The sequence below is a fragment of the Pedobacter sp. 01N310 genome (assembly GCF_056399805.1).
Genome location: NZ_JBFTSB010000004.1, coordinates 123,294 through 141,542, shown reverse-complemented (window position 1 = coordinate 141,542; position 18,249 = coordinate 123,294). Strand labels below are relative to the sequence as shown.

The window sequence follows — 18,249 nt, the reverse complement described above, 5'->3', positions numbered from 1 at the left end:
AGACAATTGCCTCAAAAGATACACAACGCTAAGGAATAGATCTTAATTCCGTGTAAATCTGTGCTTCCGTGGCAAATTCCTTTATACTATACATTCCCAAATGACAAGAGCATAACCGAATAAAATCGTGTTTATGCTTTAGTATTGTTATCTTTGTATAATTCTCCATTCCACTCACCTTTCAAAACAAAACAATTAAATAAAATATGGCTAAATCTCAGGCAACATACAGTAAAAAAGAGAACGAAAAAAAACGATTAAAAAAACAAAAAGACAAACAAGAGAAAAAAGAAGAGCGCCAGGCTAATGCAAAAAAAGGTTTAGCGCTTGAAGATATGATGGCTTATGTTGATGAAAACGGAAACATCTCTTCTACTCCACCAGATCCGAAGAAAAAGAAAGTAATTAATACAGAAGATATTCAGATCGGTATTTCAAGACAAGAGGACATCATCGATGAAAATCCTGTTAAAAAAGGAACAGTTACTTTCTTTAACGACAGTAAAGGTTACGGTTTTATTAAAAACACTGAAACACAAGACAGTATTTTTGTTCACGCAAACGGTTTAATCACCCAGATTAAAGAAGGTGATAAAGTTACGTTCGAAGTAGAAATGGGTCAAAAAGGACCAACTGCTGTTAAAGTATCAAAGGTTTAACAACCACAATTCAATTCTTTTTGCAATTCCTAATTGCAAAACATGATTAAAATTCTGCAGAAAACTCTGCTGCGCTAGGTTTTATAACCATTTATAATTCCGTCTATTTAAGCATAAAACCTTGCGCATAATTTTACTCTCTTTCTATTTATTTTAGAAAATCAGGTTTCAATGTGCATTGGCCAATTCGGTCCCGCCATCGCTATTTTCCTCATTTCGCTGCGCTTCATTCCGGGCTATCCGCTTTGTCGGGTTTAGGTGGCTAGAACAGTAGCTTTTTTTAATGGATAAGATACACGGATGAATATTTACATGATAAAAAGAACAATATTTTTCAGCTTAAAAATTACTGTAGTCGCAATTGCTTACCCTTGATAGATTTTTTCGATAGTAGCATAATCTTTTGTTAATAAACCCGATAACAACGGCAGCCCCCAATTTTTCTTCGGGGCTAAAGTGTATAGCGGGACAGGTTTTGCCCTGAAATACTGACGCTCATTTCCAAAAAAAAATAAAAAAATGATAATCTCGGTGTGGAATTTGTGCACGGTTTACATCATTACAGTACACACAAAGAAAAATATATATGAAAAAGTTAATAGCACTTGCACTGGTTGCATTTTTAGGATTATCATCAGCGATGGCTCAACAAGTAGATTTACGTAGAAAAATTAACGTTAGCGGAACCGCAGAAACAGAAGTAACACCAGATATTATTTATATCGGTATTTCACTTAAAGAATACTTAAACGGAAAGAAAAAAGTAGACATTACCGAGTTAGAGAAACAATTATTTGCAGCAGTACAAAAAGCAGGCATTGCAAAAGAAAATTTAACCATCAGCAATTTAAGCAGCTGGAACTATGCTACAGAAAAAAAGAAAAACCCTGATTTCTTAGCCAGCAAACAATACCGCTTAAAAGTTAGCGATCTGAACAAGTTTAATGCAATATTAGAGTCGATAGATGCCAAAGGAATCGCCAATACGAATATTGAAAGCTACGATTATTCTAAAATTGAAACCTTAAAAAAAGAGCTTAAAATTAAAGCTTTATTGGCAGCAAAAGAGAAAGCAGCTTATATGGTTGAGGCTTTAGGCGATAAATTAGGTGGTGTAATTGAGATACAAGATGGTGGAGACAATGTAATACAACCTGTTTATAGAAATTACGCGATGAAAGCTGAAATGGCTGATGCCGCTGGCGCTCCTGAAATTGATTTTAAAAAAATTAAGCTGAATTTCACAGTAAACGCCATTTTCGAGATCAAATAAGACTTTTAACCGTTAAATCAATGCTTTTTAAAACCTACCAGAACATTTTGGTAGGTTTTTTGTTACGTAGAGGTCGAACACTAAAAAATTAGATATTATGAAAAAATTCATCTACACGTTAGCCTTGGTTTTCTCTCTAGGCATTAGTTTTAATTCAGCTCAGGCAGCTGATAAACCTGCGAAAAACCCAACAGAATTAACTGCAGAACAAGCAGTGAAACTGGAAAGAATTAAAACCCGTGTTGAAGAGATCAGAGACATGGATAAATCGAACTTAACAAGAGCAGAACGTAAAGCTTTACGTAGCGAGTTAAGAGAATTAAAAGGTCAGGCCCGCGCAGTTTCTGGAGGTGTTTATCTTTCAGTTGGTGCAATCATTATCATCATTTTATTGTTGATCTTGATTTTATAATCAATACAGCATTACATCTATCTATATAAAAACAAAAAGCTTTGCATTACTGCAAAGCTTTTTTTATGCTCGTCTTGTGAAGTTTACTCAGTCTTGCGCGAAAGAGAACTTCGCAAGTCTCCGCGGCGGCCTAAGCAAAACTAACGAAGTTCACTGCGCACAAGCCCATTGAAACTTCATTAGTTTCCCTGACTAATCAATAATATCAAAACCGGTATATTTCACTAAAGCCTCCGGAATTTTAATTCCGTTTTCGGTTTGGTAGTTTTCTAAAATAGATGCCACAATACGTGGTAAAGCCAATGCGCTTCCGTTTAATGAGTGAGCCAGTTGTGCCTTTCCTTCTTTTCCTTTAAAGCGTAATTTTAAACGGTTACTTTGATAAGTTTCGAAATTTGATACAGAAGAAACTTCTAACCAGCGCTCCTGGGCGGCACTCCAAACCTCCATATCATAAGTCATGGCAGAAGTAAAGCCCATATCGCCACCGCATAAACGCAATACGCGGTAATGTAATCCCAGCTCCTTTAATAAAGACTGAACATATTGGCTCATATCTTCTAAGGTTTCGTAAGATTTATCAGGATGTGTAATCTGAACTACTTCAACCTTATCAAACTGATGTAAACGGTTTAAACCACGTACATGTGCACCATATGAGCCCGCTTCTCTACGGAAACAAGGCGTATAAGCGGTATTTTTAATTGGAAGATCTTCTTCCTTAACAATTACATCACGGTATAAATTGGTTACCGGAACTTCGGCTGTTGGAATTAAATATAAATCATCAACAGTTGAATGATACATCTGTCCTTCTTTATCCGGCAACTGTCCCGTACCAAAACCCGAGGCCGCATTAACCAAATGAGGTACCTGCATTTCTTTATAACCGGCTTCAGTAGCATGATCTAAAAAGAAATTAATCAAAGCACGTTGTAACTTTGCACCTTTTCCCTTATAAACCGGAAAACCAGCACCCGTAATTTTCACACCCAACTCGAAATCGATAATATCATATTTCGCAGCCAATTCCCAGTGTGGCAAAGCTTTACTTGGTAGCAGAGCCGGCGCTCCATGTGTTAGAACAACCTCGTTTTCTTCTGCCGTAGATCCTTGTTTTACCAAATGGTATGGTAAATTTGGCAACTGAACAATTAAATTATGCTGGGCAGCTTCCAGCTCATTTAACTTTTCAGTTAGCGCCTTAATATTTTCTTTTTTTTCAGTTGCTACAGCTGATAATGCTGCTGCTTCCTCACTTTTACCTTGTCTAAATAATTCACCAACTTGTTTTGAAGTAGAATTTACAAATGCAAGTTCGTTATCTAGTGAGACTTGTGTAGAACGGCGGTCTTCATCAATTTTAATGATTTCATCTACCAGTTCTGGTTGTTTAAAATTACGGATACTTAAACGTTCTAAAACTTTCTCTCTATTTTCGCGGATATAGTTAACTTGCAGCATTATTTAATTTTTTAAGCAAAGATAGCAAGAGTTTGGAGTTTGGGGTAAGGAGTTTGGAAAAAACTGTAAACCGTTAACTGTAAACTGCAAACTGAAATATGGATGGCAAACTATTTCTCGTACCAACGCCCATAGGCAATTTGGAGGATATGACCTTTAGGGCAATCCGTATATTAAAAGAATGTGATTTAATCCTGGCGGAAGATACCCGCACGAGTGCCCCGATGCTTAAACACTTTGGCATCGATAAAAGGGTCTTTTCTCACCACCAGCATAATGAACATAAGGCCACTTCAGAAATTATTAAGTTTTTAAATGAAGGGCAGAAAATTGCCTTAATATCAGATGCCGGAACGCCTGCCATTTCCGATCCGGGTTTTTTCCTGGTTCGCGAGGCCATTAAAAATGACATTGCAGTAGAGTGTTTACCTGGCGCAACAGCTTTTGTGCCCGCTTTGGTTAACTCAGGCCTACCTGCAGATGCATTTTGTTTTGAAGGTTTTTTGCCGGTTAAAAAAGGCAGACAAACAAAGTTCAAAAAATTGGCAGAAGAAGACCGCACCATTATACTTTATGAAAGCCCACACCGTTTATTAAAAACTTTAGAGGAATTTGCACAGTATTTGGGTGCCGATAGGCAAGCTTCGGTAAGTAGAGAACTCACCAAGATGTTCGAAGAAACTGTTCGTGGAACTTTAGTGGAAATAAAATCACATTTTGAAAACAATACTTTAAAAGGAGAATTTGTAATTTGCATAGCGGGGAAACCCAATATTAAAAGCAAAAACAAATATGAAGATGCAGAAGAATAGCATCAAAAACGGAACCAACACAACAATTTAAAAATATTATGATTAGCATAGATAGATTTCTGAGTGACGAACAAGACCCAAAAGCGGTTGAAAAAGTTATTGGAAAATTAAACGACCTTTTAACTACGGGCGAAGAACTTTTATATTTAGCTGTACAGAAAAAACCAGCGGTAAACTTGTTACCAGATAGTATTGCAATTTCGAACAAGCGTATTTTTTATTGCGAGCCAGGTAATTTAGGCTTAACCATGAACTTTAAAGATATTTCATGGAAAAGCATTAAAGAGGTTTCGTTTAAGGAAGAGTTTTTTGGTTCTAAATTTATCTGTGTACCACAACATGGCGAAAACATCGTAACCGAATTTATTCCAAAAGTACAGGCGCGTAAATTACATCAGGCTGCGAACCAGCAATTGGATGAGTATAAGGAAATGCTCCGTCAGCAAAAACTGGAAGAAAACCGTGCAACTGCCTCTCCCATCAATCTAAATGCTCAGCCTCTTGCCGAAATCCCTGCTTACGAACCAACTCCTGAGCCAGTACAACCCGTTATTCAGATCGCTGAAGTTGTAGAAGAGCCAGAAGATGAAACCACATTAAAATTACGCAAGCTTAAAACTTTGTACGATAAACACCTGATTACCCAGGAAGAATACGAAGCTAAAAAAGCAAATATTTTAGATAGTTTGTAAAACTAAATCCCCTCGAATTGTCACGTTGAGCCTGTCGAAATGCCAAATAATTAATTAGTCCTTCGACAGGCTCAGGATGACAATATTGCGCCAGCACTTAAAATGAACAAGAAAAAAACTTACCTCCTCGCCCTCTTAAGTGCATTTTTGCTTTGGCTAGCCTGGCCACCAATGCCTTTTACCACACCTTTGTTGTTGATCGGCCTGGTGCCTTTGTTCATTGCGCTCAATTCCATTTCAGGCAATGCTGAAAAAAAGCAGGGAAAAAGAATTTTCTTGACTGCAGGTTTAACTTTTCTAGTTTGGAATACAGCATCAATTTATTGGGTGTACAATGCGATAAGTGCGTATAATGGTCCGGCAGTAGCCCTCCCCGTTTCTTTAATTCCTTATGGATTAGGTGCGCTTTTAATGACTTTTGCTTTTTGGTTATACTATCGATTGGGCAAATATGTAAATAAAAAGATCGCGTACCTTGGGTTAATTGCCTTTTATATCGCTTTAGAATATTTGCAGCAAACCTGGGATTTAGCTTTCCCTTGGATGACTTTAGGTAATGGTTTAGCAGGAATGCATCAGCTGGCGCAATGGTATGATTATACTGGTGTTTACGGAGGTTCACTGTGGATTTTAGTGAGCAATATCCTGGCTTTTGAAGCTTACAAGAAATTTAAATCACAAACAGGTTATTTAAGGTTTAGAACCGCAGGAATCTGGGCTTTGGTGGTAATTATTCCCATCAGCATTTCATTAGCCAAATACTTTACAGCAGAACAAAAAGGAACGCCAAGCAATGTAGTGGTGGTTCAGCCCAATATAGATCCTTATCAAAAGCTGGAGAATATCCCACCTTTGGAGCAGGTTAAAATCTTAACACATTTATCCGATTCGATCGGGCAAACCAACACCGAATATTTTATCTGGCCGGAAACGGCTATACCAAGTTACGACAACGAAGATCGGATCCGCGAAACGACAACCTTTAGTACCCTACAAAACTTCATCAGTAAATATAAAAACGGCACACTGATCACCGGAATAGAAAGCATTAAAATCTATCCCGACAAAAAAACACTTTCTGCACAGTACGACCAGCAGGCAAACCTTTATGTTGATCATTTCAATACGGCCATGCAGATTGAAAATTCTGCCGATGTTCGCTTTTACCATAAATCCAAGCTGGTACCTGGGGTAGAAAAAATGCCGTTCCCGAAAGTATTTTCCTTTTTAGATGGGGTTTTCGCACAACTTGGCGGAGCTGTTGGTGGATGGGGCTGGCAAGAAAAACCTGATGTGCTTTATGCACAAAGTGGAATCGGAGTTGCACCGGTAATCTGCTACGAAAGTCTTTGGGGCGATTGGATTGGCCAATCGGTTAAAGATGGTGCTCAATTTATTGCAGTGATAACCAACGATGCCTGGTGGGGAAATACTTCCGGCAAAGATCAACACGAAATGTACGCCAAACTGAGAGCAATTGAAACCCATCGTGATGTTGCACGTTCTGCAAATACTGGAATCTCCTGTTTCATTAATCAACGTGGCGATATTACACAAAGCACTGAATGGTGGACAAGGACAGCAATAAAGGCCAACATCAACCTAAACGACGAGATTACCTTTTATGTGAAAAGCGGTGATATTATTGCAAAAATATTGAGTGCTTTAGCCGTTGTCTTAGCCTTGATTATTCCTTATAGAAAATGGGTAAAGAAATAAAATCCCATTAGTAAATTTCTAATTATAAAAACATGCAACAGTTTAAAAGCCTTAGGTGGTCTGTTTTATTATTACTGCTCACATTAAATTTTGGCTGCGATCAGATTTCTAAAAAAATTGTGCGTAACGAGATTAGCGATTACGAACATATCAGCATTATAAAAGACCGTTTTACTTTAACCAAAGTAGAAAACAGTGGTGCATTTTTAAGTCTTGGCGATAACATGCCCTATATTTTCAGACTCATTATTTTAACAGGCTTGCCATTACTATTTTTGGGCTACGGCTTATATTTCCTCTTTGCCAAACGCAATTTACCAATGAGTATGCAAATTGCTTTGTGTTTTCTGATTGGCGGGGGGATCGGCAACCTATATGATCGGATTGTACACGGATCGGTTACCGATTTTATGCATATGGATTTTTACCTCTTCCAAACAGGTGTTTTCAATTTTGCAGATATTTCGATCATGATTGGTGTAGGTATATTGCTTTTCCAGTCGATTAGAAGTAATAGATTAAAACACGAGGTGAATTAGGATAGTAGGTAAGATTTAGTAATACTAATTAAGAATACAAAAAAAATATACATTAAAAATACATGTTTGTATTTTTTGTGTTATATTTATTCATGTAATACTCAATTGCAGCATATTACGATCTAAACCAAAAACCTAAACTATGAAACACCTATTAACAAAAACTATGCTGATTGCATTGCTCTCAGTAATGGTAATCTCATGCTCGAAGAAAAATGAGATACCAACAGATCAGGAAAACGAAACTGTTCAAAACCAAAAAGTTCTTGCTTACATCAAAAATCTTGGATTTACAGATGCACAGATTGTAGAAAGTGGTGGTAATTATGTTGTAGACGGAGATATCGTATTTAGCAAAAACATGGAAGTTTCTGCCGATAATGGAAAACCGATAACAGAGCAATATTACAATGGAAATATTGTAACCAATAGCAGTAATATCCGTGTTAAAATCGATCCTTCTATAAACGGGATGATCAGCGAAATCAATTCTGCAATCAACCAATGGAATACGGTGCCTAATTCTAAAATCAAATTTGTAATTACAACAGGTACTATCTATGATATTCTAATTAAGGTAGACAATACCATTGGAAGTTCTACCTGTGGACAAGCTTATTTATCAACCTCTAACGGTAAAGCTGGCAATACAGTTTGGATTAACCAGAACCTGATCCAAAACAATTCTTTTGCACAGCGACAAAGAACCATAACACATGAATTTGGGCATACCATTTCATTTAAACACACCAACCAATCTACAACCATTAATGTTCCAGGGGTTGGGGGAACCGATGCATTATCTTTAATGAACGGAGGACAATGTGGAAGCGGCGCAACTGTTTTATCAGCAAAGGATAAACAGGCTACCGCAGTATTGTACCCTTTATAATTAAAAATCAGATAAATAACCTAAAAAGATCGTAATGCAATGGAAGCTGTTTCTCTGAAGCAGCTTCTTTTTTTGAAACAATATTTGCAAATGATTTTAATCCAGGAATTTCTTAACAAAGAATTGCCACCTTTAAACAAACATATTTTTATCTTTAGGTGTTAAACAATCTAAAAATAAAATCCAATCATGAAAAGAAATGCAACAGCCGTATGGCAAGGTTCTATTAAAGAAGGTAATGGTAACATCACTACACAAAGTACCACTTTAAATAATACTCAATATTCTTTTAACTCTCGCTTTGCTGAAGGTGTTGGCACAAATCCAGAAGAATTAATTGCTGCTGCACACGCAGGCTGTTTTACCATGAAATTATCTGCTAACCTAACTGAAGCAGGATTTACAGCAGATAAATTGGAAACCAAGTGTGAAATTAACCTTGATCCATCAAAAGGTGAAATTGTTGAATCGCATTTAACTTTAACCGCTTCTGTGCCTAATTTAACACAGGAAAAATTTGATGAATTGGTAGCAGATGCAGAAAAAAACTGCCCGATCTCTAAATTATTAAACACAACGATTACCGTTGATGCTACTTTAGCGTAGCCTATTTATCATGCTGAGGCACGAAGCATCATGAGTGTAAAAAATGGTTCACTTCGTACCTCAGCATAACTACTTATTTTTGGGTTACTGCAATATTAAATTAATTGTATAACTTAGCCTTACAAGCTAAGTTAACATGAAAAAATCTCTCCTATTCTTAAGCACTGCTTTATTCTTAAGCAGCTGTATCAACTTCAGTAGCAAAACTGAAAGAATCTCCGATACAAGTGATAAAAACGGAAATACTAAAATTAATGATATAGATTTTAGTAAACCAGTTTCTGAAGAAGATCTGGTTACAATCGCTAATGAGACCAAAATCAATAAAGTCAAAAAATTAGCGATCAATTCGCTTAAAGATGAAGCTAATTTATTTCATATTGCCAGTTTTGACGATGATGTAGCGGTAAGAAAAATTGCAGTTGTCAGGTTGACCAATCAAGCTAATTTATTTCACATTGCCAGTTTTGATGATGATGCAGAAGTAAGAAAAATTGCTGCTGCGAAAATGGAAAATCAGGCAAACCTATTTCATATCGCCAGTTTTGACGATGATGTTGCGGTAAGGAAAATCGCTGTTGCAAAAATGAATAATGAAGCGAACTTATTTCATATTGCAAGTTTTGATGATGATCTAGAAGTACGAAAAATTGCAGTTGGTAAAATGAACAATCAGGCAAACCTAAACCACATCATCTCTTTTGAAGAAGAAAGTGAGGTAAAGCAACTTGCATTAAATCAGCTCAACCACAATTAGACAGTTTTCCATCCACAATTTAATAATCGACTGCTTAATCATTTAATCCAAAACAATTTAGCAATCCCAGCAATTGAACCATTCAACAATTTAAGCAATTAATCAGCCTTCCAACACTACAACTCTAAAACAAACTAAGCCATATATTTCCCTACTATAGGCATTCTTCGGCCCATACCAAATGCTTTTGGCGATACCCTTAAAATAGGTGGAGTTTGATAGCGTTTAAATTCTGCAACATTAACCATTTTTAGAATCCGCAGCACCAATGCTTCATCAAAACCTTGAGCAATAATGGCTTTAGAGCCCTGTTTCTTTTCGATGTGCTGATATAATATTTTATCGAGAATTTCATATTCAGGTAATGAATCGGAATCTTTTTGATCGGGCCTTAACTCTGCAGATGGTGGTTTAACAATAGTATTGACCGGAATAATTTCCCTTTCTTTATTAATGTATCTCGCAAGCTCAAAAACCTGCATTTTATAGACATCTCCTATTACCCCAATAGCACCGCACATATCACCGTATAAAGTACCATAACCAACAGCACACTCGCTTTTGTTTGATGTATTCAATAAAATATAGCCAAACTTATTACTCATGGCCATATTAATAATGCCACGGATGCGGGCCTGCACATTTTCTTCAGCAAGGTTAAAGGGCAAACCCTTAAAGGCTGGTGCCAGTATATGATCGAAAGCTTCTGCAACTTCTTTAATTGGCACAATTTCGTGCATACAACCAATATTATTAGCCAAATCTAAAGCATCCTGAACAGAGTGGTCGGAAGAGAATTTAGAAGGCATTAAAACGGCCATTACATTCTCTGGGCCTAACGCACGACAAGCCAAGGCGCAAACCACAGCGGAGTCGATCCCACCTGATAAGCCCAAAACGGCTTTACTGAAACCAGATTTATTGAAATAATCTTTTATACCTAAAATCAACGCGTCGTGAATCTGCTCAATATCGGTCAATCTTTCCGATTGGGGATATTTATTACGCACATTTTCAACCTCTTCCAGATCAAAAACCTGAAGATCCTCTTCAAAATACTTCATCTCTGCTTTCACGGCTCCATCAGCATCAAAAACCAAAGAACCGCCATCAAAAATAATCTCAGTCTGCGCACCAACCTGGTTTACATAAAATACCGGCAGGTTATACTTTTTTGCATTATCGCCTAATACTTTTATACGTTCATCATCATGGGTGTAAGAGAAAGGAGATGCAGCAATGTTAATCATCACATCTGGCTGCTCCTTAATCAGCTCATCCATTGGATTAGAAACATATAGTGGATTATCGTTGATATTCCACAGATCTTCGCAAATGGTTAAGGCAATTTTTTTTCCCTTAAAATCGATACAGTTAAATTGTGTGGCAGGTTCGAAATAACGATATTCATCAAATACATCGTAGGTAGGTAAGAGTGCTTTTTTAACCACGGCTTTAACTTTCCCTTCTTCGATGAAATAGGCTGCATTAAACAGATCTTTTCCCTGTAATATTTCGTTTTTAATAGGTAGGCCAACAATACATGCAATATCTGTGCAATGTTTGGCTATTTCCTGAGCGGCAGTTTCGCACAATACAATAAACTCATCAAACTCCAAAAAATCTCTTGGTGGATAGCCACAGATAGCAAGCTCGGCAAAAACAACTAAATCTGCACCTTTATCTTTTGCCAATTGAATATTTTCGGTTATTTTTTTCGTGTTTGCCTCAAAGTTCCCGATATGGTAATTGAGTTGTGCTAGCGCTATTTTCATATTTAATGTATCAAGTAGTGAGAATCAAGTATCAAGACAAATATCCCGATTAAAAGAATACGCCGAAATTAAGTGCCAAATAATGATTTCTAACATCTCTGGCTTTATCTGTTACAATATTAGTGAAACCGTTATTAAAAGTTAAACCAGCTACGATACTGGTATTGCCCGAAATATCAAATTCGCCACCACCACCGATGATTAATCCGGCACGGTAAAGTTTAATGTTATCGGATACATTTAAATTATCGCCAACAACCGCTCCACCTGTTACAGCATCTTGTTTAGCACTGATGTTGATTGAATTAGACAATCCAAACTGACCATACCAACGTTTTCCATCAGCCTTTACGGTTTTTAGTTTAATGGTTAAAGGCAAGTCTACGTATTGTAACTTATATTTTAATTCGTAAGCTTTCGGTGCAGTACTACTACTGGCGCTATAATAAGGCAAAACATTCGCCTCTGTACTTTTACCATTTATCGAAGTGATGGTTAGCGCAGTAGAAAAACTATAATTCGGGGCAAAATTAAAATCACCAATTAATCCATAAGAAAAGCCCAAAGCTATTCCGTCTGTTTTTCCTTGTTCAGGTTTAATCCAACCAAAAGTTGGGGTAGCGGTTAAACCTAACCTAAAACCGTAACTGGTTAACGGAGAATTTTGCGCCCATGCGCCAATACTTAAAAGAGACAAAATTAAAATGGTCGATATTCTTTTCATGCTATAGGTGTTTATATATATTTGTTGTACATGATGTATAACGTAAAACACTGGCAAATTTATCTAATTTTTCTTTTTGCCATCACATTTATTTCCTGCAGGCAAAGCAACAGGCCCGATGTAAGCAATATACAGGTAAACATTAAAATCGAAAGATTTGATAACGAGCTATTTGCTGGGAAAAACAAAAATGTTATTGAGGTAGACAAACAGCTTAGTTCAAAATATGGTGTATTTTATGACGATTTTATCCACCGGATTTTAGACAGCAAATATTCCAACACCGAATCGTTGACCAACCTATACCGCGACCAGGCTTATACCGATTTAAGCAAAGAAGTTGATAGTGTTTTTCCAGACTTAAAAGTGCAAGAAGAAGGATTAACCGAAACTTTTAAATATATTAAATACTATTATCCGAAAGCGAAGATTCCAAAATTTATTTCTTTTGCTTCAGGTTTTGCTTACCAAATGCCCGTAGGCGATAACTATCTGGGTATTGGTTTGGATATGTTTTTGGGAAAAGACAGCAAATTTTATAAGGCGATTGTGCAAAGTGTGCCCTTATACCTATCAAGAAGGTTTACACCTGAATATATTGTGCCCCGTGTAGCCGAAACGTACGCCCACGAAGAACTTTTTGCAGAGCCTGATGACAATAGAACCCTCTTGTCTAAAATGATCTTCCAGGGAAAGATTTTATACTTCTTAGATCAGGTTTTACCTGAAAACTTAAGCGATTCTACCAAAATCGGATATACTCAACAGCAGTTAGACTGGGCACAAAATTTCGAAGGCGATATTTGGGCATATTTTTTGGAGAACAGTTACCTGTATGAAACCGACTATCAAAAAATTCAGGTGTTTTTATCTGAAGGACCTTTTACACCAGGTTTAGGTGAAAATAGAGATTCGGCACCAAAATTGGGAGTATGGATGGGTTGGCAAATTGTAAGAAAATATATGAAAGAACACCCTGATGTTACTTTACAACAATTAATGGCAGATAACGATGCACAGAAAATTTTAAATCAATCTAAGTACAAACCGAAACAACAGAGATAGTTATCAGTTTGCGGTTTTTAGTTATCAGTTTACAGGCCAAAACAATACCACAATTAAGCAATAAAATCGATCAGTTGAACTTTTTAATTAATCATCCTAAATTAAACCTATGAAAGTTGGCATTGTATTATCAGGCGGAGGCATTAGGGGAATAGCACATTTAGGTGTTTTAAAGGCCTTCAGCAATTTGGGCATTACCTTTAGTCACATTAGTGGAACAAGTGCAGGAGCGATAGCCGGGGCCTTTTTTGCCGCTGGCATAGATCCGGAAGAAGGTTTGAATATTTTCCTTAAAACGAAACTCTGGCGCTTCGTTCGTCCGGCGGTGGGTTCTCTGGGCTTAATCAATATCGAAAACACTTCTCTGATTTTAAAGGAATATTTTCCGGAAGATTCAATTGAAAAGCTAAAAATACCTTTAACCATTGCTGCTGTAAATTTTAGCGAAGGCCGATTGGTTTATTTTACAAAAGGACCGCTTATTAGAGCAATTCATGCCTCTAGCTGCATACCTGGTATTTTTAAACCCATTATGATTGATGGCCAGATGTATGTGGATGGCGGAATTTTAAATAATTTCCCGGTTGAACCTTTAATGGACGACTGCGATTTCATTATAGGCTCGTCCTGTAACCACCTTAAACCAGTTGATAAAATTACCGGTATTACCAATTTAATGGGACGCGCCGGCATAATGTCTATTAACCATGATATGGAAAGAAAAGCAAAATTCTGTAACGTATTAATCGAACCAAAAGGTTTAGGGGCTATTAGTACATTCGATATGAAACGTGCAGAAGATATTTACTGGCTGGCACACGAAGAAGCCTTGATTACGATTAAAAACAGTCCAACAATTTCCGAATTAATTACAAAATAGCAAGTAGATTCACTTGTGGATTTCTTGCGATATGTAATATTTAAACTACAATAAAATAGTTTATATTAAACAAATAAACGAGTGTAAAAAATACACTTATGCAATAAAAATATTACAATTCTCTTGGTGTTGATATAATATTATTTTACTTTAGGATTATACTTTGCAAATGCAGAGGAAATTAAACCTAAATGTCTATCTATGTTTTTCAACCTGATTATTCTTTTTCAAAGAAGAAGAATTCCTGTTTTTACGATCTTCTAACTTGATTTCCAAGTCAAATACAGATCATTAATTTTTACCTAAAAAAACCTAAACATGAAATTCTTAAAATTAAATAAAACCCTATTAACTGCCCTGGCGCTAACCACAGTATTATTTGCATGTAAAAAAGAAAAACCTACAGAAACGGCAGATTTACAAAAACCTGAATTATCAGCCGTTAATCCCCTTGGCGATATCCAGATCTGTACAGAAAGATCATTGGATGGAACTACCCCAAGAGGTGCCGTTTTAAAGTCAACAAAATGGACTCCGGGAACTACGATTAAAGTAAGTTTAAACGGAAGCACATCAGCCATCAGAGCTAAAGTAATCCAATATGCGAAAGCGTGGGAACAATATGCCAACATCAAATTCAACTTTGTAACAAACGATAATACAGCCAAAATCAGGGTAAGCTTTGTAAGTGGAGATGGATCTTGGTCGTACATTGGAAAATCAACGCCTAGCACCGGTGCGACTATGAACTATGGTTGGTTAACTGCAACTACAGCAGATTCTGAATATAGCCGCGTGGTAATCCACGAATTCGGTCATGCATTAGGATTAATCCATGAGCACCAACATCCATTGGTGGCTATTCCTTGGGATAAACCTGCTGTTTATGCCTATTATGCTGCTGCACCAAATTACTGGAGCCAGGCAGATGTAGACAATAACTTATTTGCAAAATACAGTACCACACAAACCAATTATAGCGCTTACGATAAATATTCGATCATGCACTATTCAGTTCCTAACGAATTAACCATCGGTGATTTCGAGGTGGGATGGAATACCGTATTATCACCTACTGATAAATCATTTATAGCTTCAGTATATCCATTTTAGAAAATAAATTATTACACATAGTGGTTTAAATAACCGCTATGTGTATTTTGCTATTATAAAATAAAAACAGATATGCTGATCGCTCTGCGGATTTCATTTATCAAACCATTTTTAGCCTGCTTAACACTCCTATTATTCTGCCAAACCGCATCTGCACAAGAGAATTCCTATAAATGGGAGGTAAAGCCTTATGCAGGCATTCAACAATCAAGATTTGATTGGTCTATTGCAGGTAATGCAACTGGAACCAGTCCGAATGTATTATCAGAACTCATCTGGAAAAATCTTAAAGGGCCTAGTTTTGGCTTAGACATTAAATACAATATTACCGAGCGGCTTAGTATTAAAGCCGCTAACCAATACAGCAGCATAACCAAGGGCGAGGCAGAAGATACCGATTATGCAAATGATAATCGGCAAAATGCTTTTTATTTCGATCTGCTCAACGCAAATAAAGGTTATTTATACGATGCCAATTTACAGTTCAGTTACCAACTGTTCAAATTTGGCGATTTTAACATCAATCCAATTGTTGGACTTTCATATCATCAGCAAAAATTTCATTTGCTAGAAAGTGCAAATAATCCTGACAGCAAAGGCTTAAACTCTACGTATGTAGCAAGATATAAAGGATTCGATTTTGGAGCAGAACTTGTTCTTAAAATGCAGAAATTCAGTATAGGCGCCACAGTTTTAAGCGGTTTTTATACTTATTCGGCAAAAGCCAACTGGAATTTAATTCCTGATTTTGCAAAACCTGTAAGCTTTACACATAAGGCAAATTCCTTTTCATTGAGTGGCGATATCAATCTGGCTGTACCATTAAACAAAAGTTTACGGATAGAAGTCGACTATAAGATCAATAACATCAACACTTACTCTGGTGTAGATAAAGCTTATTTTAATAGTAGACCAACAGAGGAAACTCAATTTAATGGCGCAAATTTTAGAAAAAATGCAGTATTGCTCGGCTTAAATTTTAGCTTTTAATTTTTTAAGGCCACCAAACGTTCGCCTTCCAGTACCGGAATTGTTTTGCAAAGATTTAACTGCAAACAGAAAACAACATCTTCTTCTATATTCAACTGAGCCAAACGATGGCTGTGTGATGATTTGTGAAGGTATTTCCTCAGATCTGCCTTAGCTAAGGCATACAAATCTTCTGCAGCCACACTGGAATCATCAAAATGCTGGAAATTTTGACGGAGATTATTTACCACAGCACCAGCAAAAAGGGTGTCCTCTAAATTGAACTGATCTTTCCAACCAGCGCAAAGCAAAAGCACATTCTTATCCTGACTTTTCAAATAATCACAAAGGGCATCTAAGTTCAGGAAAGACCCAATTACAACCTGATAGGCCCTTTTCTGAGCCAAATGCAAAGCCTTAGTTCCATTGGTAGTAGTTAACACGACCGTTTTTCCATTCACTTTTTCATGGGTATAAGAGAATGGCGAATTACCGAAATCGTATCCGGCTACCACCTCCCCATTTCGTTCTGCTGCCAATAAAAATCCGCTATCGCGATAGTTTAAACAATCTTCTACCTGAGCAACTGGAATAATCGCTTCAGCACCATTATCTATTCCGTAGGTAATAGATGAAGTGGCTCTTAAAATATCGATAACCACCACAATGCTTTGTTCGATATCATATAAATCAATCAAGGCCGGAGTTAAACAAACTTCTATTTTTTTTGACATGTAAAGGGAGGTGAAAGGCGAAAGGTTTAAGGTTTAAGGTTATGGGAAAATATGCCCTACGCCTTAAACCTTAAACCCCAAACCTTATTTATAAAAAGGAAACTTAACCACTTTAGCTTTAATTGGCGTATTGCGGATTAAAATAAAAACTTCAGTTCCTTCTTTAGTAAAATCTTTTGCAATGTAGCCCATACCTATTGCTTTTTGCAAAGAAGGTGCCTGGGTACCAGAAGTCACTTTACCGATAATATTTCCTTCGGCATCAGCAATTTCATAATCATGGCGCGGAATACCACGATCGATCATTTCGAAACCAACCAATTTCTTTTGAATACCAGCTTCTTTTTGCGCCAATAATACCTCCGAATTGGTGAAAGATTTAGAAAATTTGGTAATCCAACCTAAACCTGCCTCGATAGGCGAGGTAGTATCATCAATATCATTTCCATATAAACAGAAACCCATTTCTAAACGTAAAGTATCGCGTGCACCTAGGCCTATTGGCTGAATGTTGTACGGCGCACCTGCTTTAAAAATAGCATCCCAAATTTGATCGGCATATTGGTTTTCGAAATAAATTTCGAAACCACCAGCGCCAGTATAACCTGTTGCTGAAATGACTACGTTATCAACACCAGCAAAGGTACCTTTAACGAAAGTGTAATACTCCATTGATGCCAAATCAACATCAGTTAATGTTTGTAAAGCGTCTGCTGCTTTTGGCCCTTGAATGGCCAAAAGAGAGGTTTGATCCGAAATATTGTGCATTTCTACACCTTTCGAATTGAATTGTTGAATCCAGTTCCAATCTTTTTCTATGTTAGAAGCGTTAACCACCAACATGTAGGTCTTATCATCTATTTTGTAAACCAAAAGGTCATCAACAATACCACCATCTTGGTTTGGCAAACAAGAGTACTGAACTTTTCCATCGTATAATTTAGACGCATCGTTACTGGTTACACGTTGAATAAGATCTAATGCGTTTTCACCTTTCAGAATAAATTCGCCCATATGGCTTACATCAAAAACACCCACGCCGTTACGAACAGTTGCATGTTCGGCATTAATACCTTCGTAAGTAACAGGCATATTGTAACCTGCAAATGGAACCATTTTAGCGCCTAAAGCGATGTGTTTTTCTGTTAATGCGGTGTTTTTCAT

19 protein-coding genes are annotated in these 18,249 nt (G+C 36.9%); 14 read left to right on the top strand and 5 right to left on the bottom strand.

Annotated elements, in window-relative coordinates:
- The first annotated feature begins 206 nt into the window (after positions 1-206).
- The 3 genes from AC1DNH_RS10575 (at position 207) to AC1DNH_RS10565 (ending at position 2,344) form a co-directional block, all read left to right on the top strand.
- Positions 207-659, top strand: a complete 453-nt coding sequence (locus tag AC1DNH_RS10575; RefSeq protein WP_029277369.1) for a cold-shock protein — start codon at positions 207-209, stop codon at positions 657-659.
- A 586-nt stretch (positions 660-1,245) separates the two neighbouring features.
- Entirely contained in the window at positions 1,246-1,932 is a 687-nt protein-coding gene (locus tag AC1DNH_RS10570; RefSeq protein WP_477607859.1) for an SIMPL domain-containing protein, read from the top strand.
- A gap of 97 nt (positions 1,933-2,029) precedes the next feature.
- Complete coding sequence (locus AC1DNH_RS10565) at positions 2,030-2,344, top strand: seryl-tRNA synthetase (RefSeq protein ID WP_029277363.1); 315 nt, start codon at positions 2,030-2,032, stop codon at positions 2,342-2,344.
- A gap of 192 nt (positions 2,345-2,536) precedes the next feature.
- On the opposite strand, the gene serS is transcribed toward AC1DNH_RS10565, so the two are convergent.
- Positions 2,537-3,808 (bottom strand): serine--tRNA ligase, encoded by a 1,272-nt coding sequence (serS, locus tag AC1DNH_RS10560; protein ID WP_477625368.1) that lies wholly within the window; start codon positions 3,806-3,808, stop codon positions 2,537-2,539.
- A 98-nt stretch (positions 3,809-3,906) separates the two neighbouring features.
- Between serS and rsmI the strand changes: the two genes are divergently transcribed.
- The 7 genes from rsmI (at position 3,907) to AC1DNH_RS10525 (ending at position 9,825) form a co-directional block, all read left to right on the top strand.
- Complete coding sequence (gene rsmI, locus AC1DNH_RS10555) at positions 3,907-4,620, top strand: 16S rRNA (cytidine(1402)-2'-O)-methyltransferase (RefSeq protein ID WP_029277358.1); 714 nt, start codon at positions 3,907-3,909, stop codon at positions 4,618-4,620.
- 38 nt (positions 4,621-4,658) lie between these two features.
- Positions 4,659-5,312 carry a PH domain-containing protein gene (locus AC1DNH_RS10550; protein WP_477607863.1) on the top strand — a complete coding sequence of 218 codons (654 nt, stop codon included), beginning with the start codon at positions 4,659-4,661 and terminating at the stop codon, positions 5,310-5,312.
- Between the two features lie 102 nt (positions 5,313-5,414).
- Positions 5,415-7,031, top strand: a complete 1,617-nt coding sequence (lnt, locus tag AC1DNH_RS10545; RefSeq protein ID WP_477585677.1) for an apolipoprotein N-acyltransferase — start codon at positions 5,415-5,417, stop codon at positions 7,029-7,031.
- 32 nt (positions 7,032-7,063) lie between these two features.
- Positions 7,064-7,570, top strand: coding sequence for a signal peptidase II (gene lspA / locus AC1DNH_RS10540; protein WP_477607865.1), 507 nt, complete (start codon positions 7,064-7,066; stop codon positions 7,568-7,570).
- A gap of 142 nt (positions 7,571-7,712) precedes the next feature.
- Positions 7,713-8,462 carry a M57 family metalloprotease gene (locus AC1DNH_RS10535; protein ID WP_477580217.1) on the top strand — a complete coding sequence of 250 codons (750 nt, stop codon included), beginning with the start codon at positions 7,713-7,715 and terminating at the stop codon, positions 8,460-8,462.
- Between the two features lie 189 nt (positions 8,463-8,651).
- The gene (locus tag AC1DNH_RS10530; protein WP_086548955.1) at positions 8,652-9,068 is read left to right on the top strand and encodes an OsmC family protein; all 417 of its coding nucleotides are present in this window, start codon (positions 8,652-8,654) and stop codon (positions 9,066-9,068) included.
- A 136-nt stretch (positions 9,069-9,204) separates the two neighbouring features.
- The gene (locus AC1DNH_RS10525) at positions 9,205-9,825 is read left to right on the top strand and encodes a hypothetical protein (RefSeq protein ID WP_477580215.1); all 621 of its coding nucleotides are present in this window, start codon (positions 9,205-9,207) and stop codon (positions 9,823-9,825) included.
- Positions 9,826-9,959: 134 nt separating this feature from the next.
- Here the strand turns inward: AC1DNH_RS10525 and AC1DNH_RS10520 are convergent, their stop codons facing one another.
- On the bottom strand, positions 9,960-11,600 hold the full coding sequence (locus AC1DNH_RS10520; RefSeq protein ID WP_477611311.1) for an NAD+ synthase: 1,641 nt from the start codon (positions 11,598-11,600) through the stop codon (positions 9,960-9,962).
- A 49-nt stretch (positions 11,601-11,649) separates the two neighbouring features.
- Positions 11,650-12,324, bottom strand: coding sequence for a porin family protein (locus AC1DNH_RS10515; RefSeq protein ID WP_477580211.1), 675 nt, complete (start codon positions 12,322-12,324; stop codon positions 11,650-11,652).
- Positions 12,325-12,354: 30 nt separating this feature from the next.
- On the opposite strand from AC1DNH_RS10515, the gene gldB reads away from it, so the two are divergent.
- The 4 genes from gldB to AC1DNH_RS10495 all read left to right on the top strand — a co-directional run bounded on the left by gldB (position 12,355) and on the right by AC1DNH_RS10495 (position 16,372).
- Positions 12,355-13,389 carry a gliding motility lipoprotein GldB gene (gene gldB / locus AC1DNH_RS10510; RefSeq protein ID WP_477611284.1) on the top strand — a complete coding sequence of 345 codons (1,035 nt, stop codon included), beginning with the start codon at positions 12,355-12,357 and terminating at the stop codon, positions 13,387-13,389.
- Between the two features lie 109 nt (positions 13,390-13,498).
- Positions 13,499-14,269, top strand: coding sequence for a patatin-like phospholipase family protein (locus AC1DNH_RS10505; RefSeq protein ID WP_057931344.1), 771 nt, complete (start codon positions 13,499-13,501; stop codon positions 14,267-14,269).
- A gap of 318 nt (positions 14,270-14,587) precedes the next feature.
- Positions 14,588-15,382 carry a M12 family metallopeptidase gene (locus AC1DNH_RS10500; protein WP_477580207.1) on the top strand — a complete coding sequence of 265 codons (795 nt, stop codon included), beginning with the start codon at positions 14,588-14,590 and terminating at the stop codon, positions 15,380-15,382.
- A 72-nt stretch (positions 15,383-15,454) separates the two neighbouring features.
- Positions 15,455-16,372, top strand: coding sequence for a hypothetical protein (locus AC1DNH_RS10495; RefSeq protein WP_477580205.1), 918 nt, complete (start codon positions 15,455-15,457; stop codon positions 16,370-16,372).
- Here AC1DNH_RS10495 and AC1DNH_RS10490 read toward each other — a convergent pair.
- Together AC1DNH_RS10490 and gcvT are read right to left on the bottom strand one after the other, a co-directional pair.
- Positions 16,369-17,085 (bottom strand): 2-phosphosulfolactate phosphatase, encoded by a 717-nt coding sequence (locus AC1DNH_RS10490; RefSeq protein WP_477580203.1) that lies wholly within the window; start codon positions 17,083-17,085, stop codon positions 16,369-16,371. The genes AC1DNH_RS10495 and AC1DNH_RS10490 overlap by 4 nt on opposite strands.
- A gap of 84 nt (positions 17,086-17,169) precedes the next feature.
- Positions 17,170-18,249 (bottom strand): glycine cleavage system aminomethyltransferase GcvT, encoded by a 1,080-nt coding sequence (gcvT, locus tag AC1DNH_RS10485; protein WP_477580201.1) that lies wholly within the window; start codon positions 18,247-18,249, stop codon positions 17,170-17,172.

Bases quoted from the DNA above. Each gene is read 5' to 3' on its own strand.
- gldB (WP_477611284.1), top strand. From the start codon at position 12,355: ATGATGTATAACGTAAAACACTGGCAAATTTATCTAATTTTTCTTTTT.
- AC1DNH_RS10535 (WP_477580217.1), top strand. From the start codon at position 7,713: ATGAAACACCTATTAACAAAAACTATGCTGATTGCATTGCTCTCAGTA.
- AC1DNH_RS10565 (WP_029277363.1), top strand. From the start codon at position 2,030: ATGAAAAAATTCATCTACACGTTAGCCTTGGTTTTCTCTCTAGGCATT.
- gcvT (WP_477580201.1), bottom strand. From the start codon at position 18,249: ATGAAAAACACCGCATTAACAGAAAAACACATCGCTTTAGGCGCTAAA.
- AC1DNH_RS10520 (WP_477611311.1), bottom strand. From the start codon at position 11,600: ATGAAAATAGCGCTAGCACAACTCAATTACCATATCGGGAACTTTGAG.
- AC1DNH_RS10495 (WP_477580205.1), top strand. From the start codon at position 15,455: ATGCTGATCGCTCTGCGGATTTCATTTATCAAACCATTTTTAGCCTGC.
- AC1DNH_RS10515 (WP_477580211.1), bottom strand. From the start codon at position 12,324: ATGAAAAGAATATCGACCATTTTAATTTTGTCTCTTTTAAGTATTGGC.
- AC1DNH_RS10530 (WP_086548955.1), top strand. From the start codon at position 8,652: ATGAAAAGAAATGCAACAGCCGTATGGCAAGGTTCTATTAAAGAAGGT.
- lnt (WP_477585677.1), top strand. From the start codon at position 5,415: ATGAACAAGAAAAAAACTTACCTCCTCGCCCTCTTAAGTGCATTTTTG.
- lspA (WP_477607865.1), top strand. From the start codon at position 7,064: ATGCAACAGTTTAAAAGCCTTAGGTGGTCTGTTTTATTATTACTGCTC.
- AC1DNH_RS10505 (WP_057931344.1), top strand. From the start codon at position 13,499: ATGAAAGTTGGCATTGTATTATCAGGCGGAGGCATTAGGGGAATAGCA.
- AC1DNH_RS10550 (WP_477607863.1), top strand. From the start codon at position 4,659: ATGATTAGCATAGATAGATTTCTGAGTGACGAACAAGACCCAAAAGCG.
- AC1DNH_RS10570 (WP_477607859.1), top strand. From the start codon at position 1,246: ATGAAAAAGTTAATAGCACTTGCACTGGTTGCATTTTTAGGATTATCA.
- serS (WP_477625368.1), bottom strand. From the start codon at position 3,808: ATGCTGCAAGTTAACTATATCCGCGAAAATAGAGAGAAAGTTTTAGAA.
- AC1DNH_RS10490 (WP_477580203.1), bottom strand. From the start codon at position 17,085: ATGTCAAAAAAAATAGAAGTTTGTTTAACTCCGGCCTTGATTGATTTA.
- AC1DNH_RS10500 (WP_477580207.1), top strand. From the start codon at position 14,588: ATGAAATTCTTAAAATTAAATAAAACCCTATTAACTGCCCTGGCGCTA.
- AC1DNH_RS10575 (WP_029277369.1), top strand. From the start codon at position 207: ATGGCTAAATCTCAGGCAACATACAGTAAAAAAGAGAACGAAAAAAAA.
- rsmI (WP_029277358.1), top strand. From the start codon at position 3,907: ATGGATGGCAAACTATTTCTCGTACCAACGCCCATAGGCAATTTGGAG.
- AC1DNH_RS10525 (WP_477580215.1), top strand. From the start codon at position 9,205: ATGAAAAAATCTCTCCTATTCTTAAGCACTGCTTTATTCTTAAGCAGC.